This window comes from Arthrobacter sp. NicSoilC5 (genome assembly GCF_019977395.1).
GTDB lineage: Bacteria > Actinomycetota > Actinomycetes > Actinomycetales > Micrococcaceae > Arthrobacter.
In genome coordinates this window covers 4,549,223-4,567,988 of the sequence record NZ_AP024660.1, presented here as the reverse complement: position 1 = coordinate 4,567,988, position 18,766 = coordinate 4,549,223, and the positions used below count along the sequence as shown (strand labels likewise).

Genomic DNA, 18,766 nt, shown 5'->3' with positions numbered 1-18,766 from the left:
GCTAGTATTCCTTCCTGCTGTCAAAGGCGCGCCACGTCTGGAAGGGGAGGTCCGACGTCGGGATGTCACCCCTGGTCACCGGCATCAGCTCCGGCGCGGCGCCGTTGAAGTAGTCGTAGAAGAGCGCGTCATCAAAGCCTGCAGCCGCTGCCCCGTGCCGGTCGGCGGCGAAGTAGACGTGGCTGATCCTGGCCCACAGGGCCGATGCCAGGCACATGGGGCACGGCTCACAGCTTGCGTAGAGGACTGAGCCGGTGAGGTCGAAATTCACCGTTGCTGCCGCCGCGGCCCGGATGGCCACCACCTCGGCGTGGGCGGTGGGATCGTTGTCCCGGGTCACCCGGTTGACCCCGGCGTGGACGCGCCCGTCGGGGGTCACCACCACCGCTCCGAAGGGGCCGCCGCCCTCGCCGACGTTCCGCGTGGCCAGGTCCACGGCCTGCCCAAGGTATTGGCTCAACTCAGGGTCGATGGAAGGGCTGTTGCCTTGGTCCGCGGAGGTCATAGCACGATCCTAGCCACGGGCGCCCCGGAGGGGGATGGAAAGGGGGCCAAAAAGGGGAGATGCCCCCAACCACTACCAGCCGGTACGGGCCTACGCTTGCGCCCGGGGGATCCATTTTGCCTCCGCGGAGGCTCCACATCCAGCCCGCAAGGGCCCGCACCCCGGAGTACCCAATGAACAAAAGACTTGCACTCTTAGCCTGTACGGCGGCCTCGGCCGCTGCCATCGCGTCCGCAGGCCCTGCCGCCGCTTCCGCCAAGACACCGGATTACGATGTGGTTGCAGGAGGCTTCGTCTCGCCGCTGCATGTCACTGCCGGACCCGGAAAATCCGTCCTGGTGTCCCAGGATTTTGCCGGAAAGCTCACCCGGATCGACCGGGACGGGTCCACGGAGGACCTTTCCACGGACACTCCCCAGGGCTGGGAGGTGGCCGGGGCCGACACCCGCGGCAGCACGACGTACTTCCTTGAAAGCGTGGGCGCCGGCCAGGGCGACCCCGCAGGGCTGCACGGGTACCTGAAGTCCATTGACGCCCGGGGCGATGTTGAGACCATCGCCGACTTTGCCGATTACGAGCGGAGCCACAACCCCGACGGTGACCAGCACTACGGATTCGGCGACGACGTCAGCGCCCAGTGCCTCGCCGCGTGGCCGCAGTTCCCGCCCCCCAGCTACAGGGGCATCGTGGATTCCCATCCATATGCGCTGGCGGTGCGCGACAACACTGCCTATGTTGCGGATGCAGGCATGAACGCCGTGCTCAAGGTGAACCTGAAGAACGGTGACATCGACACTGTCGCCGTGCTGGCGCCGCGGCCGGCCGTGGTTCCGGCGGGCCTGCGGATTCCCACGGACATGATGGGAAACACGGTGGAGGTGCCCGCGTGCGTGGTGGGCCATGAGTATGCCTTTGAACCGGTTCCCACGGATGTGGGGATCGGACCTGACGGGATGCTGTATGTGACGTCCCTGCCGGGCGGCCCGGAAGGACCTGAACTCGGGGCCCGCGGTGCCATTTTCAGGATCAACCCGTGGAACGGCGACACCGACCTCTGGGCAGAGGACATCCTCAGCCCCACGGGCCTGGCGGTAGCAGGCAACGGTGATGTCTATGTTGCATCGCTGTTCGGCGGCGAGATCCTGAAGTTCACCTGTGACGGGGACCGCTCCCAGTTCCTGGCGGTGAACATGCCCGCCGATGTCGACATCAGCGGCCATACGCTCTACGCCACCATCGACGCCCTGGGTGACCCGTCACAGCCGCCTGCGGGCAAGGTCATCAAGGCCGACCTCCGGTAGCGGCAGCCTCCCCCGCCGGCAGGGCGCGGCGGGATTAAATGCCTCAGGGCCCGGGATACGTTCCCGGGCCCTGGTGTGCGTCTTTACTTGTGGCCGTCCTCGTCGAGGTCCTCGTCGTCGGTGAGGTCCAGGTCCTCTTCGTCGAAGTCGTCCTCGTCGATGTCCACGTCGGCGGACGCGTCCGACTTGTACGGGTCGGCGTCGCCTGCGTGCCGCGCATTGGCGGCAAGGGCGGCCACCTCGGCGTCGCGCCTCTTGGCCTCGCGGAGCAGTTCTTCGAGGTTGGACGCGACCACCGGAATCTGGTCAGCCACAAACTCAAGGGTGGGGGTCAGGCGTACGGTGATGTTCCGGCCCACCTCCTGCCGGAGCACGCCCTTGGCCTTCTCAAGCCCCTTGGCAGCGTCGGCCTGGACAGCCTGGTCGCCAAAGACGGTGTAGTAAACAGTGGCGTGCTGCAGATCATTGGTCACGCGGGCATCAGTAACAGTAATGCCCTCCAGCCGGGGATCCTTGACCTTCCGGCCCAGAGCCTCAGCAACAACAACCTTAATCCGCTGCGCCAACTTGGCAGCACGTGCCGGATCAGCCATGAACAACTCCTATAAGAAGAAAAAATTAGGGACGTACGACGGCGGCACGGGGGCCGCGATCGGACGTTTCAGTTATCTGCCACGCACCTGGGGCCGGCTGCCCCGCGCTGTGGCGAGTGCACGACGGACCTGCGTTGGATTTTTCCGGCGGCCAGGGAGTGGCATCGGGCCTGCCGGAGCTGGGTGGCCGACGTCGTAAGACGTAGGCCACCCAGCGAAGGGGCGGGGCCGCCGGAAAAATCCAACGGCCCCGCACCTTTGCACTGCTGAGTCGCCCGCAGGCAGATCCAGACTAGACGCGCGGCTTCTCGCGCATCTCGAAGGTCTCGATGATGTCACCTTCGGTGATGTCGTTGTACGACCCAAGACCGATACCACATTCGAAGTCCGTGCGGACCTCGGTGGCGTCGTCCTTGAAGCGCTTGAGCGTCTCGATGGTGAGGTTGTCGCCGATGATCTTGCCGTCGCGGCTGACGCGCGCCTTGGTGTTGCGGCGGATGATGCCCGAGCGGACGATCGAGCCGGCGATGTTTCCGAACTTGGAGGAGCGGAAGACTTCGCGGACCTCGGCGGTGCCGAGCTGGAATTCTTCGTATTCCGGCTTGAGCATGCCCTTGAGCGCTGCTTCGATGTCATCGATTGCTGCGTAGATGACGGAGTAGAAGCGCATGTCGACGCCTTCGCGGTCTGCCAGTTCGGCAACCCGCTCGGCGGGCTTGACGTTGAAGCCGATGATGACGGCGGAGTCGACCGTTGCCAGGTTGACGTCGTTCTGCGTGATGGCACCCACACCGCGGTGGATGACGCGCAGCTGCACGCCTTCGCCGACGTCGATCTTGAGCAGCGCGTCTTCGAGGGCTTCCACGGCACCGGACACGTCACCCTTGAGGATGAGGTTGAGGGTGTCGATCTTCCCTTCGGCGACGGCCTGGTCGAAGTCTTCCAGGCTGATGCGCTTGCGGCGCTTGGCCAGGGCGGCGTTGCGGTCGGCTGCTTCACGCTTCTCGGCGATCTGGCGGGCGGTGCGCTCGTCAGCGGTCACGAAGAAGGTGTCGCCGGCGCGCGGCACGTTGGACAGACCCAGCACCTGGACGGGGCGGGACGGGCCGGCCTCGGTCAGGGCGCTGCCGTCGTCGTCGAACATCGCACGGACGCGGCCGTGGGCCGTGCCTGCCACGATGGTGTCGCCGACGCGCAGGGTACCGGACTGGACCAGGACGGTGGCAACAGCACCGCGGCCCTTGTCCAGGTTGGCTTCGATCGCGATGCCGCGGGCGTCCTTGTTCGGGTTGGCGCGCATGTCCAGGGCAGCGTCCGCGGTGAGCAGGACGGCCTCAAGCAGCTCGTCGATGTTAAGGTTCTGGCGGGCAGAGACCTCGACGAACATGGTGTCGCCACCGTATTCCTCGGGAACCAGGCCGTACTCGGTCAGCTGGCCGCGGACCTTGTCCGGGTTGGCGCCTTCCTTGTCGATCTTGTTCACGGCCACGACGATCGGCACATTGGCCGCCTGGGCGTGGTTGAGGGCCTCAACGGTCTGCGGCATGACGCCGTCATCCGCTGCGACCACCAGGATGGCGATGTCGGTGACCTTGGCACCACGGGCACGCATGGCGGTGAACGCCTCGTGGCCCGGGGTATCGATGAAGGTGATCTTGCGGTCGGTGCCTTCATGGTTGTGCGTGACCTGGTAGGCACCGATGTGCTGGGTGATGCCGCCGTGTTCGCCGGCCATGACGTCGGACTTGCGGATGGCATCGAGCAGTCGGGTCTTACCGTGGTCGACGTGGCCCATGACGGTGACTACTGGAGGACGTGCCTCAAGGTCTTCGTCGCCTTCGGCTTCGAGCTCAGCGTCGAAGTCGATGTCGAAGCCGGAGAGCAGCTCGCGCTCCTCGTCCTCCGGCGAGACAACCTGGAGCTTGTAGCCCAGTTCCTCGCCGAGCAGGGCGAAGGTCTCTTCGTCCAGCGACTGGGTGGCCGTGGCCATTTCACCGAGGTGGAACAGCACGGTGACCAGTGCGGCGGGGTTTGCCTCGATCTTGTCGGCGAAGTCCGTGATGGACGAGCCACGGCGAAGCCGGATGACGGTGTTGCCGTCGCCGCGGGGTACGCTCACGCCACCCAGCGACGGGGCACTCATCTGCTCAAGTTCCTGGCGCTTGGCGCGCTTGGACTTGCGCTGCTTGCCACGGCCTGCGCCGCCCTTGCCGAAGGCACCCTGGGTACCGCCGCGGCCGCGGCCGCCCTTGCCGAAACCGCCGCCGGCGGGAGCACCGCCGCCGCCACCGGGACCACCGGTGCCGGGAGCGCCACCGGGGCGTCCGGGACCGCGGCCGCCACCGGGACGGCCTGCACCTGCGGGTGCGGGACGCTCAGTGCGGTTGGGCATCATGCCGGGCGTGGGACGGGGACCACCGGGACGCGGTGCACCCGGACGGGGTCCGCCTGCACCTGCGGCGGGGCGGGGCCCACCGGCACCGGCTGCGGGACGCGGCCCACCGGGACGCGGTCCGCCTGCACCTGCTGCGGGGCGCGGGCCACCGGGACGGTCGCCGTCGGTGCGGCTGCCGCCGGGACGGGGCATGCCCTGCGAGGTGGCAAACGGGTTGTTGCCGGGGCGCGGGGCGCGCTCACCGTCTCCGCCGCGGCCCCGGGGCATGCCCTGGGAAGTGGCGAAGGGGTTGTTGCCCGGACGGGGTCCGCCGGGACGGGGGCCGGAGGCACCCGGTGTGGATCCACCCGGACGGGCGGAAGGAGCCGGGGTCTCGGCCTTGGGGGCCGGGCGTGCACCGGGCTTGGCACCCGTGGAAGGAGCACCCGCAGACGGTGCTGCGGGGGCGGCAGGCGCGGCGGGAGCCGGCGCTGCCGGTGCAGCTTCCTTGGCAGCGGGCTCGGCGGGGGCGGCCGGAGCCGGGGCCTCAGCCTTGGGGGCCGGAGCCTTGGGCGCAGCCGGGCCGGGAGCCGGGGCTGAAGGACGGTTGCCTGCTGCGGGAGCGGGCGCCTTGGGGGCAGCGGCGGGCGCTGCGGCCGGAGCCGCCGACTTTGCGGCAGCGTCGGGGAAGGCGTTGCGCAGTTTACGCACAACGGGGGCCTCGATAGTTGACGAGGCGGAGCGAACGAATTCGCCCAGTTCCTGCAGTTTTGTCACTGCATCTTTGGAAGTTATACCGAGCTCTTTGGCGAGCTCATGTACGCGGACCTTGGCCACATTTCTCCTGTCTCGGTCCGCACCGAGCCAGGCACGAACCGTCTACTTCTTACTGCGGACCCCAGCCGCTGTTGATGCGAAGGGGCCCATTGCAGAGCGCAACAAAGTTGTCATCGTTACGCACTCATCGCTGGGAACTCATCGGGTTTCCATCAGATTTCTGACCCGCTTTCAGGTTGGACGGTTGGTGTTGCAGCCACCGGGGCGGCGTCAACGTTCGGGCCTGACGTGATCCGGTGTTCGACGGCTGCGGTCCCGGTTGCGCCCTGGAGGGCACGCCCGAATGCTCGCCGCTTGATCGCCAGAGCCAGGCACGATGCGCTGGGGTGCAGCCATGCACCCCGGCCAGCCATCCGGCGTCGTTCATCCACCAGGACGGCGGTTGACCCGCTGCCTTCGGCGACGAGCCGGAGCAACTGCGACCGCGGACCCTTCTTCCGGCAGCCGATGCAGGTACGTTGGGGCTGATTCCCGGTGGAAAGCATTTCTGCCACGGTCATCGTCCTGACGTTCTTTCTGCTGGCCGCAGGTTTTACCGTTTCCGCAGTCACGGAAACGAGCACGCCCAAGGCACACGGCTACCGGCCGTTAGGCGCGGTCTTATCTATTCTAGCCCCTCCGGGCCGTTCTGCCCGAAACCGGGTGGCTGTTGCGGTGCAGCAGCCACCCTGCCCGGACCTCACTTATCGCGGTTGCCCGCGGCGTCGGAGACGATGTCGATGCGCCAGCCGGTCAGCTTGGCCGCCAGGCGGGCGTTCTGGCCTTCCTTGCCGATGGCCAGCGACAGCTGGTAGTCCGGGACCACCACCCGGGCGGAGCGCGTGGCCTCGTCCGTGATGGTGACCGAATTCACGCGCGACGGCGACAGGGCACTGGCAATGAACGTGGCCGGGTTCTCGCTGAAATCGACGATGTCGATCTTTTCGTCGTTCAGCTCGGTCATGACGGCGCGGACGCGGGAGCCCATTTCACCGATGCAGGCACCCTTGGCGTTGATTCCAGGGGTGTTCGCCTTGACGGCGATCTTGGTGCGGTGCCCGGCTTCGCGGGCCAGCGCCACGATTTCCACGGAGTGGTCGGCGATCTCGGGTACTTCGAGTTCGAAGAGCTTCCGGACCAGGCCCGGGTGTGACCGGGACAGCGTGACGGACGGGCCCTTGGTGCCGCGGTGCACATCGATGACCAGGGCGCGCAGCCGGTTGCCGTGGATGTACTTTTCACCGGGAACCTGCTCGGGCGGCGGCAGGAGAGCCTCGATCGACCCCAGGTTGACCTGGATCATGTGCGGGTTGTTGCCCTGCTGGATGGTGCCGGACACCAGTTCGCCTTCGCGGCCCTTGAACTCGCCCAGTACGTTGTCGTCCTCAACGTCGCGGAGCCGCTGCAGGATGATCTGCCGTGCGGTGCTGGCAGCGATGCGGCCGAACCCCTCCGGGGTGTGCTCGAATTCGCCGATGGGCGCGCCGTCGTCGTCAATCTCGACAGCCCAGATGGTGACGTGGCCGCTCTTGCGGTCCAGTTCGGCGCGGGCTTTTTCGAAGGCGCCGGGTGACTTGTGGTAGGCCACCAGGAGCGCCTGCTCGATGGTGGGGATCAGGAGGTCCAGCGGGATTTCACGCTCACGCTCCAAAAGTCTCAGTGCGCTCATGTCAATATCCATCAGGCCTCCTCGGAAGGTCCATTGTGTTCAGGTTCCAGACCGTCCTCCGGGAGGTGGCTGAATTCGATCTCGACTTTTCCGTTGCGGATCCTGTCGAAAGGAAGTTTTACCGGGTCACCCTGCCGGGGCTTCATGCCCTTCTTGACGGGCACCTCGGGGATAACCGTCACTCCCCCACCGTCCACGGCGTGGATGCGGCCGGTGACGTTTTCGCCCTGGATGACGTTGACCTTGACCATCCGGCCGCGGGCGCGGTGCCAGTGCCGGGGTTCGGTCAGGGGACGCCCGACGCCGGGTGAGGACACCTCGAGGTCGTAGGGCCGCCCGTCGTCGTTGGGGTCGTTGTCCAGCACGTCAGAGAGCACCCGGGAGATGTCCGCGATGACGTCAAGGCTGACTCCGCCGGTCTCCTCCTGCGGCAGGTCCACCACAACGTGGACCACCCGGTGGGAGCCGGGGATGATGGCAACATCCTCGAGGTACAGGCGGTTGGCCTGGACCGCGGGTTCCAGGAGGGCCCGGAGCCTGGCAGCTTCAGGATTGTGGGCCGGCGCGGATCCGCTTCCCGTACCGGTATGGTCTGGTGAAGCCGTGGCTTCTGCATTGCTCACGATGCCGGCCGCCCTCCCTATAGATGATGTGGTGTTTACTAGCGTAGCTATTTTACCGGTCCAGTGGTGCACCGGGGTGCCCCCTCAGCGTGACACCATGGTCTGTTGTGAAAGACCGCCGCCAGGACACCGCCCCCCGCATGCGCCCGATCCGATTTGCCGTCTTCGCGCTGGCTGCCCTGGTTGTCCTGAGCCTCGGTTTCGCCCTGATTCCCGCGGAAAAACCTGCCCCTGCCGAGCCTCCGTTTTCTGAGCGCGCCCGGGCGGCAGCGTTCAGTGCGGCCCTCGATCTGCGGGCCGCCGGAATGCAGCTCGCTTCCGCGGGCGCCGCGGATTCCACCGCTGTGGACCCTGTTGTGACCTTGCTGACCATTCAGGCCAGGGCGTTGATGCCCCCGGGCGCCGCCTCCGTGACCGGTGCCCCGACCGTGCCTGCGGCCGGCCCGCCCCAGGCATCGCCGCAGGCAGGTGCATCACCAGCGTCCGTCGCCGGTCCACGAAACACCGCGGAGCTGGTCCAGGCCCTGGCCACCAGCGGGACCATCCGGCTCAGGGACGCTGAAACGGCCGACGGCGGCATGGCACGGCTTCTCGCGGGTGCCGGCACCGCGCAGCTCATCGCGGCCGGGCGTCTTGCCGCTGCCGCCGGGGTCCCCGCACCGCAGGGAACCCCAGGACCCGACGCCGAGGCGCCCGGGACAGCAGCAGCCGCTTCCCCGTGCCCCTCGCCTTCAGTCCAGGCCATGTTGTCCCCGGCCCCTTCAGGCACGCCGGCCTCAGCCCCGCCCGCCTCAGCCCCGTCCGTCTCAGCCCCGTCCGTCAAGGACAGCGCGGCGCCAGGCACTGCCCCCGGCACGCGCCAGGCCCTGGCCGCGGCCGTTTCCGCCGAGCAGCGGGCCGTTTACGGCTACCAGGCGGCGCTCCCCCGCCTCGCTCCCGCCGAGACCGGTCCGGCGTCGGAATTCCTGGGCGTGCACAAGGATCTGGCTGCGGCCGCGGCGGAACGGCTCCGGGCGGCCTGCGGCGGCCCCGTGCCGCAACAGCCCGGGTACGTCCTCGATCCGGGCTTCCTGGCTGCCCCGGCCGCCGGGCTGGGCAAACTTGAGGCGGCAACGCTGGCCTCGTATGGCGACGTTGTGGCCGTCTCGCAGGGCCAGGACCGGACATGGGCCCTGGCAGCCCTTCGCTCCGCCGCAGGCCGTGCCCTGCGCTGGGGAGCAGACCCCGGGCCTGTGCCGGGCCTGCTCCTGGACACCGGGCAACTGCCTGCCCTTCCCGCCGGGACCGGCCTGGCGCCGTCGCCCGCCGCATCCTGACCCCCGCTGAACGGACCGCCGTCCCGCCCTGGATCCGGTCCCGAAGGAAGGCCTTGTGGAGGGTGGCATTGGGCGGGCGGGGGTGGTTTGCTGAAGGCATGAACGCGGACGAACCGGCCGATGCCCCGGGGACCAATGCAGCCGGCCCGGACCTGAACCGCCACCTGGAGACTGAGCCGCACGGCGACGATACAGCGCACCGGCTGAACTGGCTGCGCGCCGGTGTCCTGGGCGCCAACGACGGCATCGTCTCCGTTGCCGCCATCGTCGTGGGCGTGGCGGGGGCCACCGCCGAGCTGGGCCCCATCCTCACGGCGGGCGTAGCCGGGGTGGTGGGCGGCGCGGTGTCCATGGCGCTGGGCGAATATGTTTCCGTCAGCAGCCAAAGCGACAGCCAGCGGGCGCTGATCGAGAAGGAGCGCCGCGAGCTGGCGGAGGACCCGGAAGCGGAACTGGCTGAGCTGACCGCCATCTACCAGGCCAAGGGCCTCACCCCGGAGACGGCGGCCAAGGTCGCCAGCGAGCTTACGGCCCATGATGTCCTGGCAGCGCACCTGTCCGCCGAGCTCAACATCGACGAAGCGGACATTGTCAGCCCCTGGCACGCGGCTTTCGCCTCGGCCATTGCCTTCACCATTGGCGCCATCCTGCCCATGCTGGCCATCCTGCTGCCGCCGCCGGGGATCCGGGTCCCGCTGACGTTCATATCGGTGCTGGTGGCCCTGGCGTTGACAGGTGCACTCGGTGCCTGGATTGGCGGCGGCTCGAAAACCAGGGCAGCTGTCCGCGTGGTGGTGGGCGGCGCCCTGGCCCTCGCGGCAACGTTCGTCATCGGCAACCTGCTCGGCGCCTCCGGTGTTGTCTGATCCCGTGGTGCCCGGCCCCTTGTCATCTGGCGCCGTGCCGGCTGCCGTTCCCGTTCCCCCTGACCTCGCTTCCCGCTACGCCCGCAGCAGTGCGGGACGGGCCTGGCTGGGCAGTCTTCCGCGCCTGCTGGCCGAGCGTCTGGAACAGTGGCATCTGGAGGTTGACCTGGTGCCGGGCTGCTTCCCCTGGAGCGGCCACGGCGGCCTGGTCGTGCCGGTACGGCAGGATGACGGCTCGCCGGCAGCCCTCAAAATCGCTTTTCCCCACGATGAGGCCAAGGTGGAGCGGCATGCGCTGGCGCTCTGGGGCGGCCGCGGTGCCGTCCTCCTGCTGGCCTCGGACAGCGGATCCTGTGCCATGCTCCTGGAACGGCTCGACGCCGGCCGGTCATTGGCGGACCTGCCGCTGGATGAGGCAGCGCAGGTGTGGGGCGGATTGGTGCGTCAGCTGGGACTTGTCCCGGACCACCGCCCGGAATGGCAGGAGTTCACCCACATAGCTGCCCGGGCCGAACAATGGAGCGATGACCTGCCCGCGGACTGGGAACAACTGGGACGGCCGTTTCCCCGGTGGCTGTTGGAAGCGGCGCTGGAGGTGTGCCAGACACGCGGCGCGGTGGGACGCCGGTCCGGCCGGGATCTCCTGGTCCACACGGACCTGCATTTCCTGAACATCCTGGCCCGGCCTGGAACAGCGGAGGCAGCCGCGGCCGGCTATGCGGCGATCGACCCCCAGCCCATGATCGGTGAGCCCGAGTTCGCGGTTGCGCCGCTGCTCTGGAACCGCCTGGGAGACCTGCCCGCGGCCCGGCCCGCTCCAGCGCTCCTCGGCCGCTGCCACGATTTCAGCACCGCCGCCGGGCTGGACCCGGACGCGGCCAGGGAATGGGGCATCGCCAGGGAGGTGGAAAACGCGCTGTGGTACGCCGGGAAGGGCCATAGGGGTGACCTGGCGCGGTCGCTTTGGGTAGCCAGCACCCTCGCCGGAAACACCCTGGAGGGCCTGCCGCATCCCCATTCGCTGCCGGAACCTGGGCAGGGTGGATAGGGTCCCGCCCTGCTGCCGGAAGGCGGGCATTGGTGCTGGATGGTCAGGAGTTCCGCACCGCGGCAAGGGCTGACCGGACAGCGTCCACTGCCGTGGCCACATCCTCACCCGCCGTGTGCCAGTTGCTCACCGAAACCCGGAGGATGTCCCGGTCCCGCCAGTGCGAACCGGACATCCACACCTTCCCCTCCTCGATGACGCGGGCGGTGACTGCGCGGGTGGTGTCGTCATCCCCGAATGCCAGGCACACCTGGGTGTAGCCGACATCGTTGAGTACCTCCACCCCGTCCAGGGCCGCCACTCCCTCCGCGATGGCCGTTGCTGCCGCGGCCAGGCCGCCCACGTGCGCGGCCACCCCGTCGCGGCCGAGGCTTTTCAGGGCCGCCCAGACCGGCACTCCCCGTGCGCGACGGGACAGCTCGGGGACTTTTTCGAAAGGGTCGCCCGGGCCTTCGGCGTCATGCACCAGGTAGCTGGCATGCAGGCCCATCGCAGCCCGCAGCGCCGACGGGTCCCGGACGATGGCGATGCCGCAGTCGTATGGCACGTTCAGGGTCTTGTGGGCGTCGGTGCCCCACGAATCCGCCTCTTCAAACCCCCGGGTGAGGTGCCGCAGTTCCGGCACAGCGGCGGCCCACAGGCCAAAGGCGCCATCGACGTGGACCCACGCGCCGTGTTTGCGTGCGACGGCGATGGCCTCGGCAAAGGGGTCAAAGGCGCCCGAGTGCACGTTGCCCGCCTGGAGGCATACCAGGGCGGGGCCGGACCCGGCGGCGAGGGCGGCGTCCAGCGCGGCGGGAAGCAGGCGGCCCTGCGCGTCGGCGTCGACCTGGATTGGCTTCCCCAGGCCAAGGTAGCGGAGGCCAAGGTCGACAGTGTCGTGCCGTTCCCGGCCCACGAAGCAGCGGATCCGCGGCGCCCCGGACAGTCCGTCCCGGTCCAGGTCCCATCCGGCGTCGGCCAGGAGCCGCCAGCGGGCGGCGGCCATCCCAGTGAAGTTGGCCATGGTGGCCCCGGTGACGAAGCCGACGTCGGACCCGCCGGGCAGCCCCAGCAGGTCCAGCAGCCACTTTCCGGCGCCGTCCTCTATGGCGGCTGTGGCGGGGGTGGCGTAGCGCATGGCCGCGTTCTGGTCCCAGGCGCTCACCAGCCAGTCTGAGGCCAGTGCAGCGGGCAGGGTACCGCCGATGACCCAGCCGAAGAACCGGCCCGAGGGCATGGCCATCAGCCCGGGCTCGGCCTGCGTGGCAAGGAAATCGATCACCTCAGCAGCGGGCATGCCTGCTGCGGGCAGTGGGCCGCCAAACACGCCGGCAAGGTCAGAGGCATGCACGCGGGGGCCTACAGGGCGGTCCCGGAGGCTGGCCAGCCAGGCCTGCGAGTGCCCTGCTGCGGCTGCCAACGCCGCGGCATACCCGTCGTCGCCGTGTGCCATACCTGCATGCTACGCCGGGCACGCCCGGGTCACGAGAACCAGTTTCCGGGCCGGGGTCAGGCGAAGTTCTCCTGCCAGACGTCGTAGCCGAGCTTGATGATCAAGGCCCCGACAACCACCAGGAAGACCACCCGGACAAACTTGCTGCCCTGCTGCACGGCGGTCCGGGCGCCCAGGTAGCCTCCGGCCATGTTCGCTGCCCCGAGCAGCAGGCCGATGCCCCACAGGATGGAGCCGTGCGGGAGGAAGAACAGCAGCGCCCCGGCGTTCGTGGCCATGTTCACGATCTTGGCCTTGGCGCTCGCTTCCAGGAACGCATACCCCATGGCGGACACCAGGGCAATGACCAGGAAGGACCCCGTCCCGGGGCCGATGAGTCCGTCATAGAACCCGATCACCGCACCGATGAGGCAGGCCACCACATAGTGCCGGTGGCCTTCGTGCCGCAGTGCCGTCAGCTCGCCGACGCTGGGTTTGAGGGCGGTGAAAAGCGCGACGGCGACCAGCGCCACCACGATGATGGGCTTGAAGACCCCGGCCGGCAGGGTGGCCGCCAGGCTCGCCCCGCCGAAGCTGCCCGCGAGGGCTATGACGGCCATGGGGACGGCCGTCCGAAGGTCCGGCCCCACCCTCCGGTAGTACGTGGCGGCGCTGGTGGCGGTCCCGAAGATGGAGCCCATCTTGTTGGTGGCCAGCGCCTGGACCGGCGCGATGCCGGGAACCAGCAGCAGTGCGGGAAGCTGGATAAGGCCCCCGCCGCCCACCACCGCGTCAACCCAGCCGGCTGCGAATCCAGCCACCACGATCAGGATGATGGTGGTGAGCTGGATCGATTCGAAGCCGGAGATCACTGGTTGCGGACGGCGTTGACCACGTAGTCGACGGCCTTGTCCACCTCGATGTTCTCGGCTTCACCGCTGCGGCGGTCCTTGATTTCCACCACACCGTCCACCAGCCCGCGGCCCACGGCGAGGATGGTGGGCACGCCCACCAGTTCCGCGTCGCCGAACTTCACGCCGGGCGAGACCTTGGGACGGTCGTCGTAGATGACCGACAGGCCTGCCGCTTCAAGGTCTGCCGAGAGTTTCTCCGCTGCCTGGAAGATCTCCTCGCCGCGGCCCACGGCCACCACATGCACGTCGGCAGGTGCCACGGTGCGGGGCCAGACCAGGCCGCGGTCATCGTGGTTGGCTTCGGCCAGGGCTGCCACGGCCCGGGTTACGCCGACGCCGTAGGAACCCATGGTGACCACTACCTGCTTGCCGTTCTGGTCCAGCACCTTGAGGTCCAGGGCTTCGGCGTACTTGCGGCCCAGCTGGAAGATGTGGCCCATTTCGATGCCGCGGGCGGTTTCCAGGGGGCCGGAGCCGTCCGGCGAAGGATCGCCGGCACGGACTTCAGTGCACTCGATCACGCCGTCCCAGGTAAAGTCGCGGCCCGCGACCAAACCGAAGACGTGCTTGCCGGCCTCGTTGGCGCCGGTGATCCAGGCGGTGCCGCTGACCACGCGCGGGTCCACCAGGTAGAGGAGCTTTGTGGCGCTCTCGGCGCCGAGGAGGGCCTGGTCCGGGGAAAGGCCCGGGCCCAGGTAGCCCTTGACGATCAGCGGCTGCTTCTTCAGGTCCTCCTCGCCGGCCTGCTCGAGTCCGATCTCGCCTGCGATGGGCAGGAAGGCGCCGATGTTGGCTTCGACGCGCTTGAGGTCCACTGCGCGGTCGCCGGGAACGCCGATGACCACCAGCTGACGCTCACCGGTGGGCAGGGTGACGGCGAGGACCACGTTCTTGAGCGTGTCGGCGGCAGCCCAGGCGCCGCCGTCGGCCTCTGCCCGCGGGGCAATCTGGTTGGACGCGGCAACCAGGGTCTCGATGGTGGGCGTGTCCGGGGTGTCCAGGACTTCCGCTGCCGGAGCATTGGTGAAGTCGATCGGGTCGGGGACCACCGTGGTGACAGCCTCCACGTTGGCCGCGTAGCCGCCTGCGGAGCGGACGAAGGTGTCCTCGCCAATCTCGGTGGGGAACAGGAATTCCTCGCTCCTGGATCCGCCCATGGCGCCGGCAGTGGCCGCTACCGGCACAACCTCGAGTCCGAGGCGCTCGAAGATCTTCAGGTAGGCGGCGCGGTGCGCTGCGTAGCTGGCATCCAGGCCGGCGTCGTCGACGTCGAAGGAGTAGGAATCCTTCATGATGAACTCACGGCCGCGGAGGAGCCCTGCCCGGGGACGTGCCTCGTCGCGGTACTTGTTCTGGATTTGGTACAGGCTTAGCGGCAGGTCCTTGTAGGACGAGTACAGGTCCTTGACCAGGAGCGTGAACATTTCCTCGTGCGTGGGGGCCAGCAGGTAGTCGGCGCCCTTGCGGTCCTGCAGCCGGAACAGGCCCTCGCCGTATTCGGTCCAGCGGTTGGTGGCCTCATACGGTTCCCGGGGCAGCAGGGCCGGGAAGTGGACTTCCTGGGCGCCGATGGCCGTCATTTCCTCGCGGATGATTTCCTCGACCTTGCGCAGGACGCTCAGCCCCAGCGGCAGCCAGGTGTAGATGCCGGGGGCGGCGCGGCGGATGTAGCCGGCGCGGACCAGGAGTTTGTGGCTGGCAACCTCGGCGTCGACGGGGTCTTCGCGCAGCGTGCGCAGGAAAAGCTGGGACAGTCGTAGGAGCACGGGTGGTATCCGTTTCTGGGGAAGTGCTGGGTCAGCAGGGCCGGACAAATTCGTCTGGGTACTAATCTACCGGCACTCAACCGGCGGGACTTACTGGCGGTGGCGGGAGCACCAGGGACCACCCCCGGACACAGTAGAGCCACGCCCGGGAATACAAAGCCCCTGGCCCCCCAATAGGGCTGGTCATCGCATCCGGGCGTGGCTCAACGCCGTTATCGCCTGAGTACTGGTGAGGACTGGTGAGACCGCCCACCCCACTTCCAGCGCAGCTAGATCGAACTTATGTGATCGTGCACACGTTTGACAAGTGTTTTTATTTTGGGAATCCGTTTGCCCCGTGTTTGCCGCCGCTTGTTACTTCACCAGGGCAGCCGCGGAGTCAAGGAGCGCACCTGCCCGACGGACGGCGTCGGCCTCGCTTGCGCCGCCGGACGCAACCGAGGTGAGCACCACGCCCTGGCGGACCAGTTGCGCCGTGATGGTGGACTGGGTACGGCCGTCCGGCAGGGCACTGTCCGTGCGGTAGGCGACCGCACCGGGCTGTGTGCCGGCGTCCACCGGCGTGATGGTGACAGAGACGTCCATACCCGAGGCAGTCATGGTCATTGAAGAGCATTTCGCCAGCTGTTCCGATGGGTCGGCAACCTTGCTGAGGAAGCTTTGGTCCAGGCCGGCAACCAAAGACAGGGCAGTGACAGCGCCTGTGGACGCATCATTGCTCATGCCCACCGCCATGGCTGCTCCGTCGACCGAAGGCACGGTGCTTGCGGCCGCCAGCGCCTTGCACTCCTCCGGCTTGACGTCGATGGAGGCAAGCATCGACTTCGTCTGCTCCAGCGTGGTGTTGATATCGGCACTGGGCAGGACGGTCAGCCTCCGGTCGGCCGCGTCCCGCACCTGGCCCACTATGGCAGCCAGCTCTTCGGCCGTGTATGCCTTCGCCGTCGAGGTTGGCGTAGGAGTTGCCGTGGCGGTGGGGTCGGCGGCTGTGGTGCCGGAGCCCGCGGACGGTGCCGGTGAGGACTCTGCGGCCTGCGGCCCGGGTCCCCCACACGCAGAAACTGCTACGGCCAAAAGGACTGACGCCCCGAAAGTTCCCAGCACCGATGTCTTCACTTTTCCCCCAATATTCTGCTTGGAACCGGCGACCGCCGGCTAGAAGAGAACTGTAGCGAAGGTGCCCACCTGGCGGAAGCCGACGCGTTCGTACGTGGATCGTGCCCTGATGTTGAAGCCGTTGACATAAAGGCTGGTCACGGGTGCTATCTGCTGGGCCTTTTCCACGACTGCCGACATGTAGCCGGCACTCAACCCCTGGCCGCGGAAGACCGGATTCATCCAGACCCCCTGGACCTGGGTGACATCGTCCGTGACGGCCCCCAGCTCGGCTTTGAACACCACCTCCCCCGCGTCATTGAGGTGGACCATGGAATGACCCTGCCGGATGAGGCCCTCGACGCGGCGGCTGTAGAACTCCCTGCCGCCAAGGTACGGCGAGTAGCCCACCTCCTCCTCGAACATGGCGGCGCAGGCCGGGAGGATGCGGTCGAAGTCGGCCAGGTTCCCCAGGGCCAGGCCGGGATCGGGCTGCACCAGGGGCGGTCCCTCAATGACCATCAGTGGCTGGTCCGCCCGGACCTCGTGGGCACGGTGGCCGAGCTCCGCCAGTTCGGCATGGAGCGCCAGCACCGCATCCGCCGGACCGAAGGCGGACGCGTACCGGCGCCCGGAGCTGTTGGCGGCATCGGCCACCAGGGGGGCCAGGGCGGGATCGAGCTGGACCGGAACCAGGTTGGATCCGGCCCAGCACGCACCGGCAAGGATGCCGTCGTCGAAAACGCCGATGACCCCGGCGCCGCCGCTGGTGGGTGCCGCCGTTCCCGTGGCACGAAGGTGCGCCAGGATGAATACGTTGGTTACCGGGTCCTGCCCGGCGAGCGATGTCAGCGCGGGGGTGTCCTGGCCGTCGAGGGTACGGACAGAAAGCCCCGCGGGGTCTGCCGCGTCCTTACGAGACGCTAACCACGGGGCTACCCTTGATAGCATCTTCGCCATCGGCCTCCCCCATCTCTTCCGCGATACGCATAGCCTCTTCGATCAGTGTCTCAACAATTGCGCTCTCGGGAACAGTCTTGATGACCTCGCCCTTCACGAAGATCTGGCCCTTGCCGTTGCCGGAGGCAACACCAAGATCAGCTTCGCGGGCCTCACCGGGGCCGTTGACGACGCAACCCATGACTGCCACGCGCAGCGGGATCTCCATCCCTTCCAGCCCGGCGGTGACCTGTTCTGCCAGAGTGTACACGTCAACCTGGGCACGGCCGCAGGAAGGGCAGGACACGATTTCAAGCTTGCGCGGGCGCAGGTTCAGCGACTGGAGGATCTGGTTGCCCACCTTGATCTCTTCCACCGGCGGCGCGGAGAGGGACACCCGGATGGTGTCGCCGATGCCGCGCGAGAGAAGCGCCCCGAAGGCCGTGGCGGACTTGATGGTGCCCTGGAAGGCGGGGCCGGCTTCGGTGACGCCCAGGTGCAGGGGCCAGTCGCCTTTTTCCGCGAGCATCTCGTAGGCGGCCACCATGATCACGGGGTCGTTGTGCTTTACGGAGATCTTGAAGTCGTGGAAGCCGTGTTCCTCGAAGAGCGAGGCTTCCCAGACCGCTGACTCAACCAGCGCTTCGGGGGTGGCCTTGCCGTACTTCTTGAGGATGCCCGGCTCCAGGGAGCCCGCGTTGACCCCGATGCGGATGGAGGTGCCGTGGTCCTTGGCGGCGGCGGCGATCTCCTTGACCTGGTCATCGAACTTGCGGATGTTTCCGGGGTTCACGCGCACTGCCGCACAGCCGGCCTCGATGGCCGCGAAGACGTACTTGGGCTGGAAGTGGATGTCCGCGATGACCGGGATCTGCGATTTCCGGGCGATGATGGGCAGCGCCTCGGCATCGTCGGCGGACGGGCAGGCCACGCGGACGATGTCGCAGCCGGACGCCGTGAGCTCGGCGATTTGCTGCAGGGTGGCGTTGATATCCGTGGTGGGCGTGGTGGTCATGGACTGCACGCTGATGGGGAAATCAGATCCGACGCCTACCGAGCCGACCTTGATTTGGCGCGTCTTGCGGCGGGGGGCAAGGACGGGCGGTGGTGCTGACGGCATTCCCAGGCTGACCGAGGTCACGTGGACTCCTTGAGTTGAAAGGGTAAAAAGGCGGCTACGCGGCAATCCCGGCCAGCATGCCGGTTACCGGAGACCATTCGGTGATGCGGGTTCCGGCGATCACACCGGCTTCGGCGAAAGGGTCCTGCTTGAGGATCGAGTTGAGGGCGCCTTCATCTGACGCCTTGAAGATCAGCAGGGCACCCGCGCCGTCGCCGTAGGGGCCGCTGGCCACGATGACGCTGTCCTGTGCCAGGCCGCCTGTCCACTCCCGGTGCGCGGGGCGGACCTCATTGCGGGTTTCGGTGGAGTTGGCGGCATAAACGTACTCAACGGCAAAAACTGTCATACCGCTACCCTATCGCCATGGCCGCCCTGGTACCGTCCCAAGCCCCCAATGCGGGAGG

17 protein-coding genes are annotated in these 18,766 nt (G+C 67.8%); 4 read left to right on the top strand and 13 right to left on the bottom strand.

From position 1 onward, the window contains the following. Position 1 precedes the first annotated feature (1 nt). Complete coding sequence (locus tag LDO22_RS21170) at positions 2-505, bottom strand: nucleoside deaminase (RefSeq protein WP_224025589.1); 504 nt, start codon at positions 503-505, stop codon at positions 2-4. Positions 506-678: 173 nt separating this feature from the next. Here LDO22_RS21170 and LDO22_RS21165 point away from each other — a divergent pair, with 173 nt between their 5' ends. Beyond that, positions 679-1,806, top strand: a complete 1,128-nt coding sequence (locus LDO22_RS21165) for a ScyD/ScyE family protein (RefSeq protein WP_224025588.1) — start codon at positions 679-681, stop codon at positions 1,804-1,806. Positions 1,807-1,889: 83 nt separating this feature from the next. Here the strand turns inward: LDO22_RS21165 and rbfA are convergent, their stop codons facing one another. The 5 genes from rbfA to rimP all read right to left on the bottom strand — a co-directional run bounded on the left by rbfA (position 1,890) and on the right by rimP (position 7,881). Further along, positions 1,890-2,399, bottom strand: coding sequence for a 30S ribosome-binding factor RbfA (gene rbfA, locus LDO22_RS21160; RefSeq protein ID WP_159632358.1), 510 nt, complete (start codon positions 2,397-2,399; stop codon positions 1,890-1,892). Between the two features lie 292 nt (positions 2,400-2,691). Next, positions 2,692-5,610 carry a translation initiation factor IF-2 gene (gene infB, locus LDO22_RS21155; protein WP_224025587.1) on the bottom strand — a complete coding sequence of 973 codons (2,919 nt, stop codon included), beginning with the start codon at positions 5,608-5,610 and terminating at the stop codon, positions 2,692-2,694. A 152-nt stretch (positions 5,611-5,762) separates the two neighbouring features. Then, on the bottom strand, positions 5,763-6,095 hold the full coding sequence (locus tag LDO22_RS21150; protein WP_346347087.1) for a YlxR family protein: 333 nt from the start codon (positions 6,093-6,095) through the stop codon (positions 5,763-5,765). 194 nt (positions 6,096-6,289) lie between these two features. After that, positions 6,290-7,270 carry a transcription termination factor NusA gene (nusA, locus tag LDO22_RS21145; RefSeq protein ID WP_159632360.1) on the bottom strand — a complete coding sequence of 327 codons (981 nt, stop codon included), beginning with the start codon at positions 7,268-7,270 and terminating at the stop codon, positions 6,290-6,292. Next, positions 7,270-7,881 (bottom strand): ribosome maturation factor RimP, encoded by a 612-nt coding sequence (rimP, locus tag LDO22_RS21140; protein ID WP_224025586.1) that lies wholly within the window; start codon positions 7,879-7,881, stop codon positions 7,270-7,272. Before rimP ends, nusA begins: the two co-directional genes overlap by 1 nt. 140 nt (positions 7,882-8,021) lie before the next feature. On the opposite strand from rimP, the gene LDO22_RS21135 reads away from it, so the two are divergent. The 3 genes from LDO22_RS21135 to LDO22_RS21125 all read left to right on the top strand — a co-directional run bounded on the left by LDO22_RS21135 (position 8,022) and on the right by LDO22_RS21125 (position 11,111). Continuing rightward, positions 8,022-9,197, top strand: a complete 1,176-nt coding sequence (locus LDO22_RS21135) for a DUF4439 domain-containing protein (RefSeq protein WP_224025585.1) — start codon at positions 8,022-8,024, stop codon at positions 9,195-9,197. A gap of 98 nt (positions 9,198-9,295) precedes the next feature. Next, positions 9,296-10,063, top strand: a complete 768-nt coding sequence (locus LDO22_RS21130; RefSeq protein ID WP_159632363.1) for a VIT family protein — start codon at positions 9,296-9,298, stop codon at positions 10,061-10,063. A gap of 34 nt (positions 10,064-10,097) precedes the next feature. Beyond that, positions 10,098-11,111, top strand: coding sequence for an aminoglycoside phosphotransferase family protein (locus LDO22_RS21125; protein ID WP_224025584.1), 1,014 nt, complete (start codon positions 10,098-10,100; stop codon positions 11,109-11,111). 43 nt (positions 11,112-11,154) lie between these two features. Here LDO22_RS21125 and LDO22_RS21120 read toward each other — a convergent pair whose 3' ends face one another. The 7 genes from LDO22_RS21120 to LDO22_RS21090 form a co-directional block, all read right to left on the bottom strand. Continuing rightward, entirely contained in the window at positions 11,155-12,546 is a 1,392-nt protein-coding gene (locus LDO22_RS21120; RefSeq protein ID WP_224025583.1) for a pyridoxal-dependent decarboxylase, read from the bottom strand. Positions 12,547-12,602: 56 nt separating this feature from the next. Next, positions 12,603-13,397 carry a TSUP family transporter gene (locus LDO22_RS21115; RefSeq protein WP_224025582.1) on the bottom strand — a complete coding sequence of 265 codons (795 nt, stop codon included), beginning with the start codon at positions 13,395-13,397 and terminating at the stop codon, positions 12,603-12,605. Continuing rightward, positions 13,394-15,205, bottom strand: coding sequence for a proline--tRNA ligase (locus LDO22_RS21110; protein ID WP_224025581.1), 1,812 nt, complete (start codon positions 15,203-15,205; stop codon positions 13,394-13,396). The genes LDO22_RS21115 and LDO22_RS21110 overlap by 4 nt, the downstream gene beginning before the upstream one ends. A gap of 354 nt (positions 15,206-15,559) precedes the next feature. Continuing rightward, positions 15,560-16,321 (bottom strand): hypothetical protein, encoded by a 762-nt coding sequence (locus LDO22_RS21105; RefSeq protein WP_224025580.1) that lies wholly within the window; start codon positions 16,319-16,321, stop codon positions 15,560-15,562. A gap of 39 nt (positions 16,322-16,360) precedes the next feature. After that, positions 16,361-17,251 (bottom strand): GNAT family N-acetyltransferase, encoded by an 891-nt coding sequence (locus LDO22_RS21100; RefSeq protein WP_224027301.1) that lies wholly within the window; start codon positions 17,249-17,251, stop codon positions 16,361-16,363. Then, on the bottom strand, positions 17,214-18,380 hold the full coding sequence (gene ispG / locus LDO22_RS21095; RefSeq protein ID WP_224025579.1) for a flavodoxin-dependent (E)-4-hydroxy-3-methylbut-2-enyl-diphosphate synthase: 1,167 nt from the start codon (positions 18,378-18,380) through the stop codon (positions 17,214-17,216). Before ispG ends, LDO22_RS21100 begins: the two co-directional genes overlap by 38 nt. A gap of 34 nt (positions 18,381-18,414) precedes the next feature. Next, entirely contained in the window at positions 18,415-18,708 is a 294-nt protein-coding gene (locus LDO22_RS21090; RefSeq protein WP_224025578.1) for a YciI family protein, read from the bottom strand. Between the last annotated feature and the right edge of the window lie 58 nt (positions 18,709-18,766).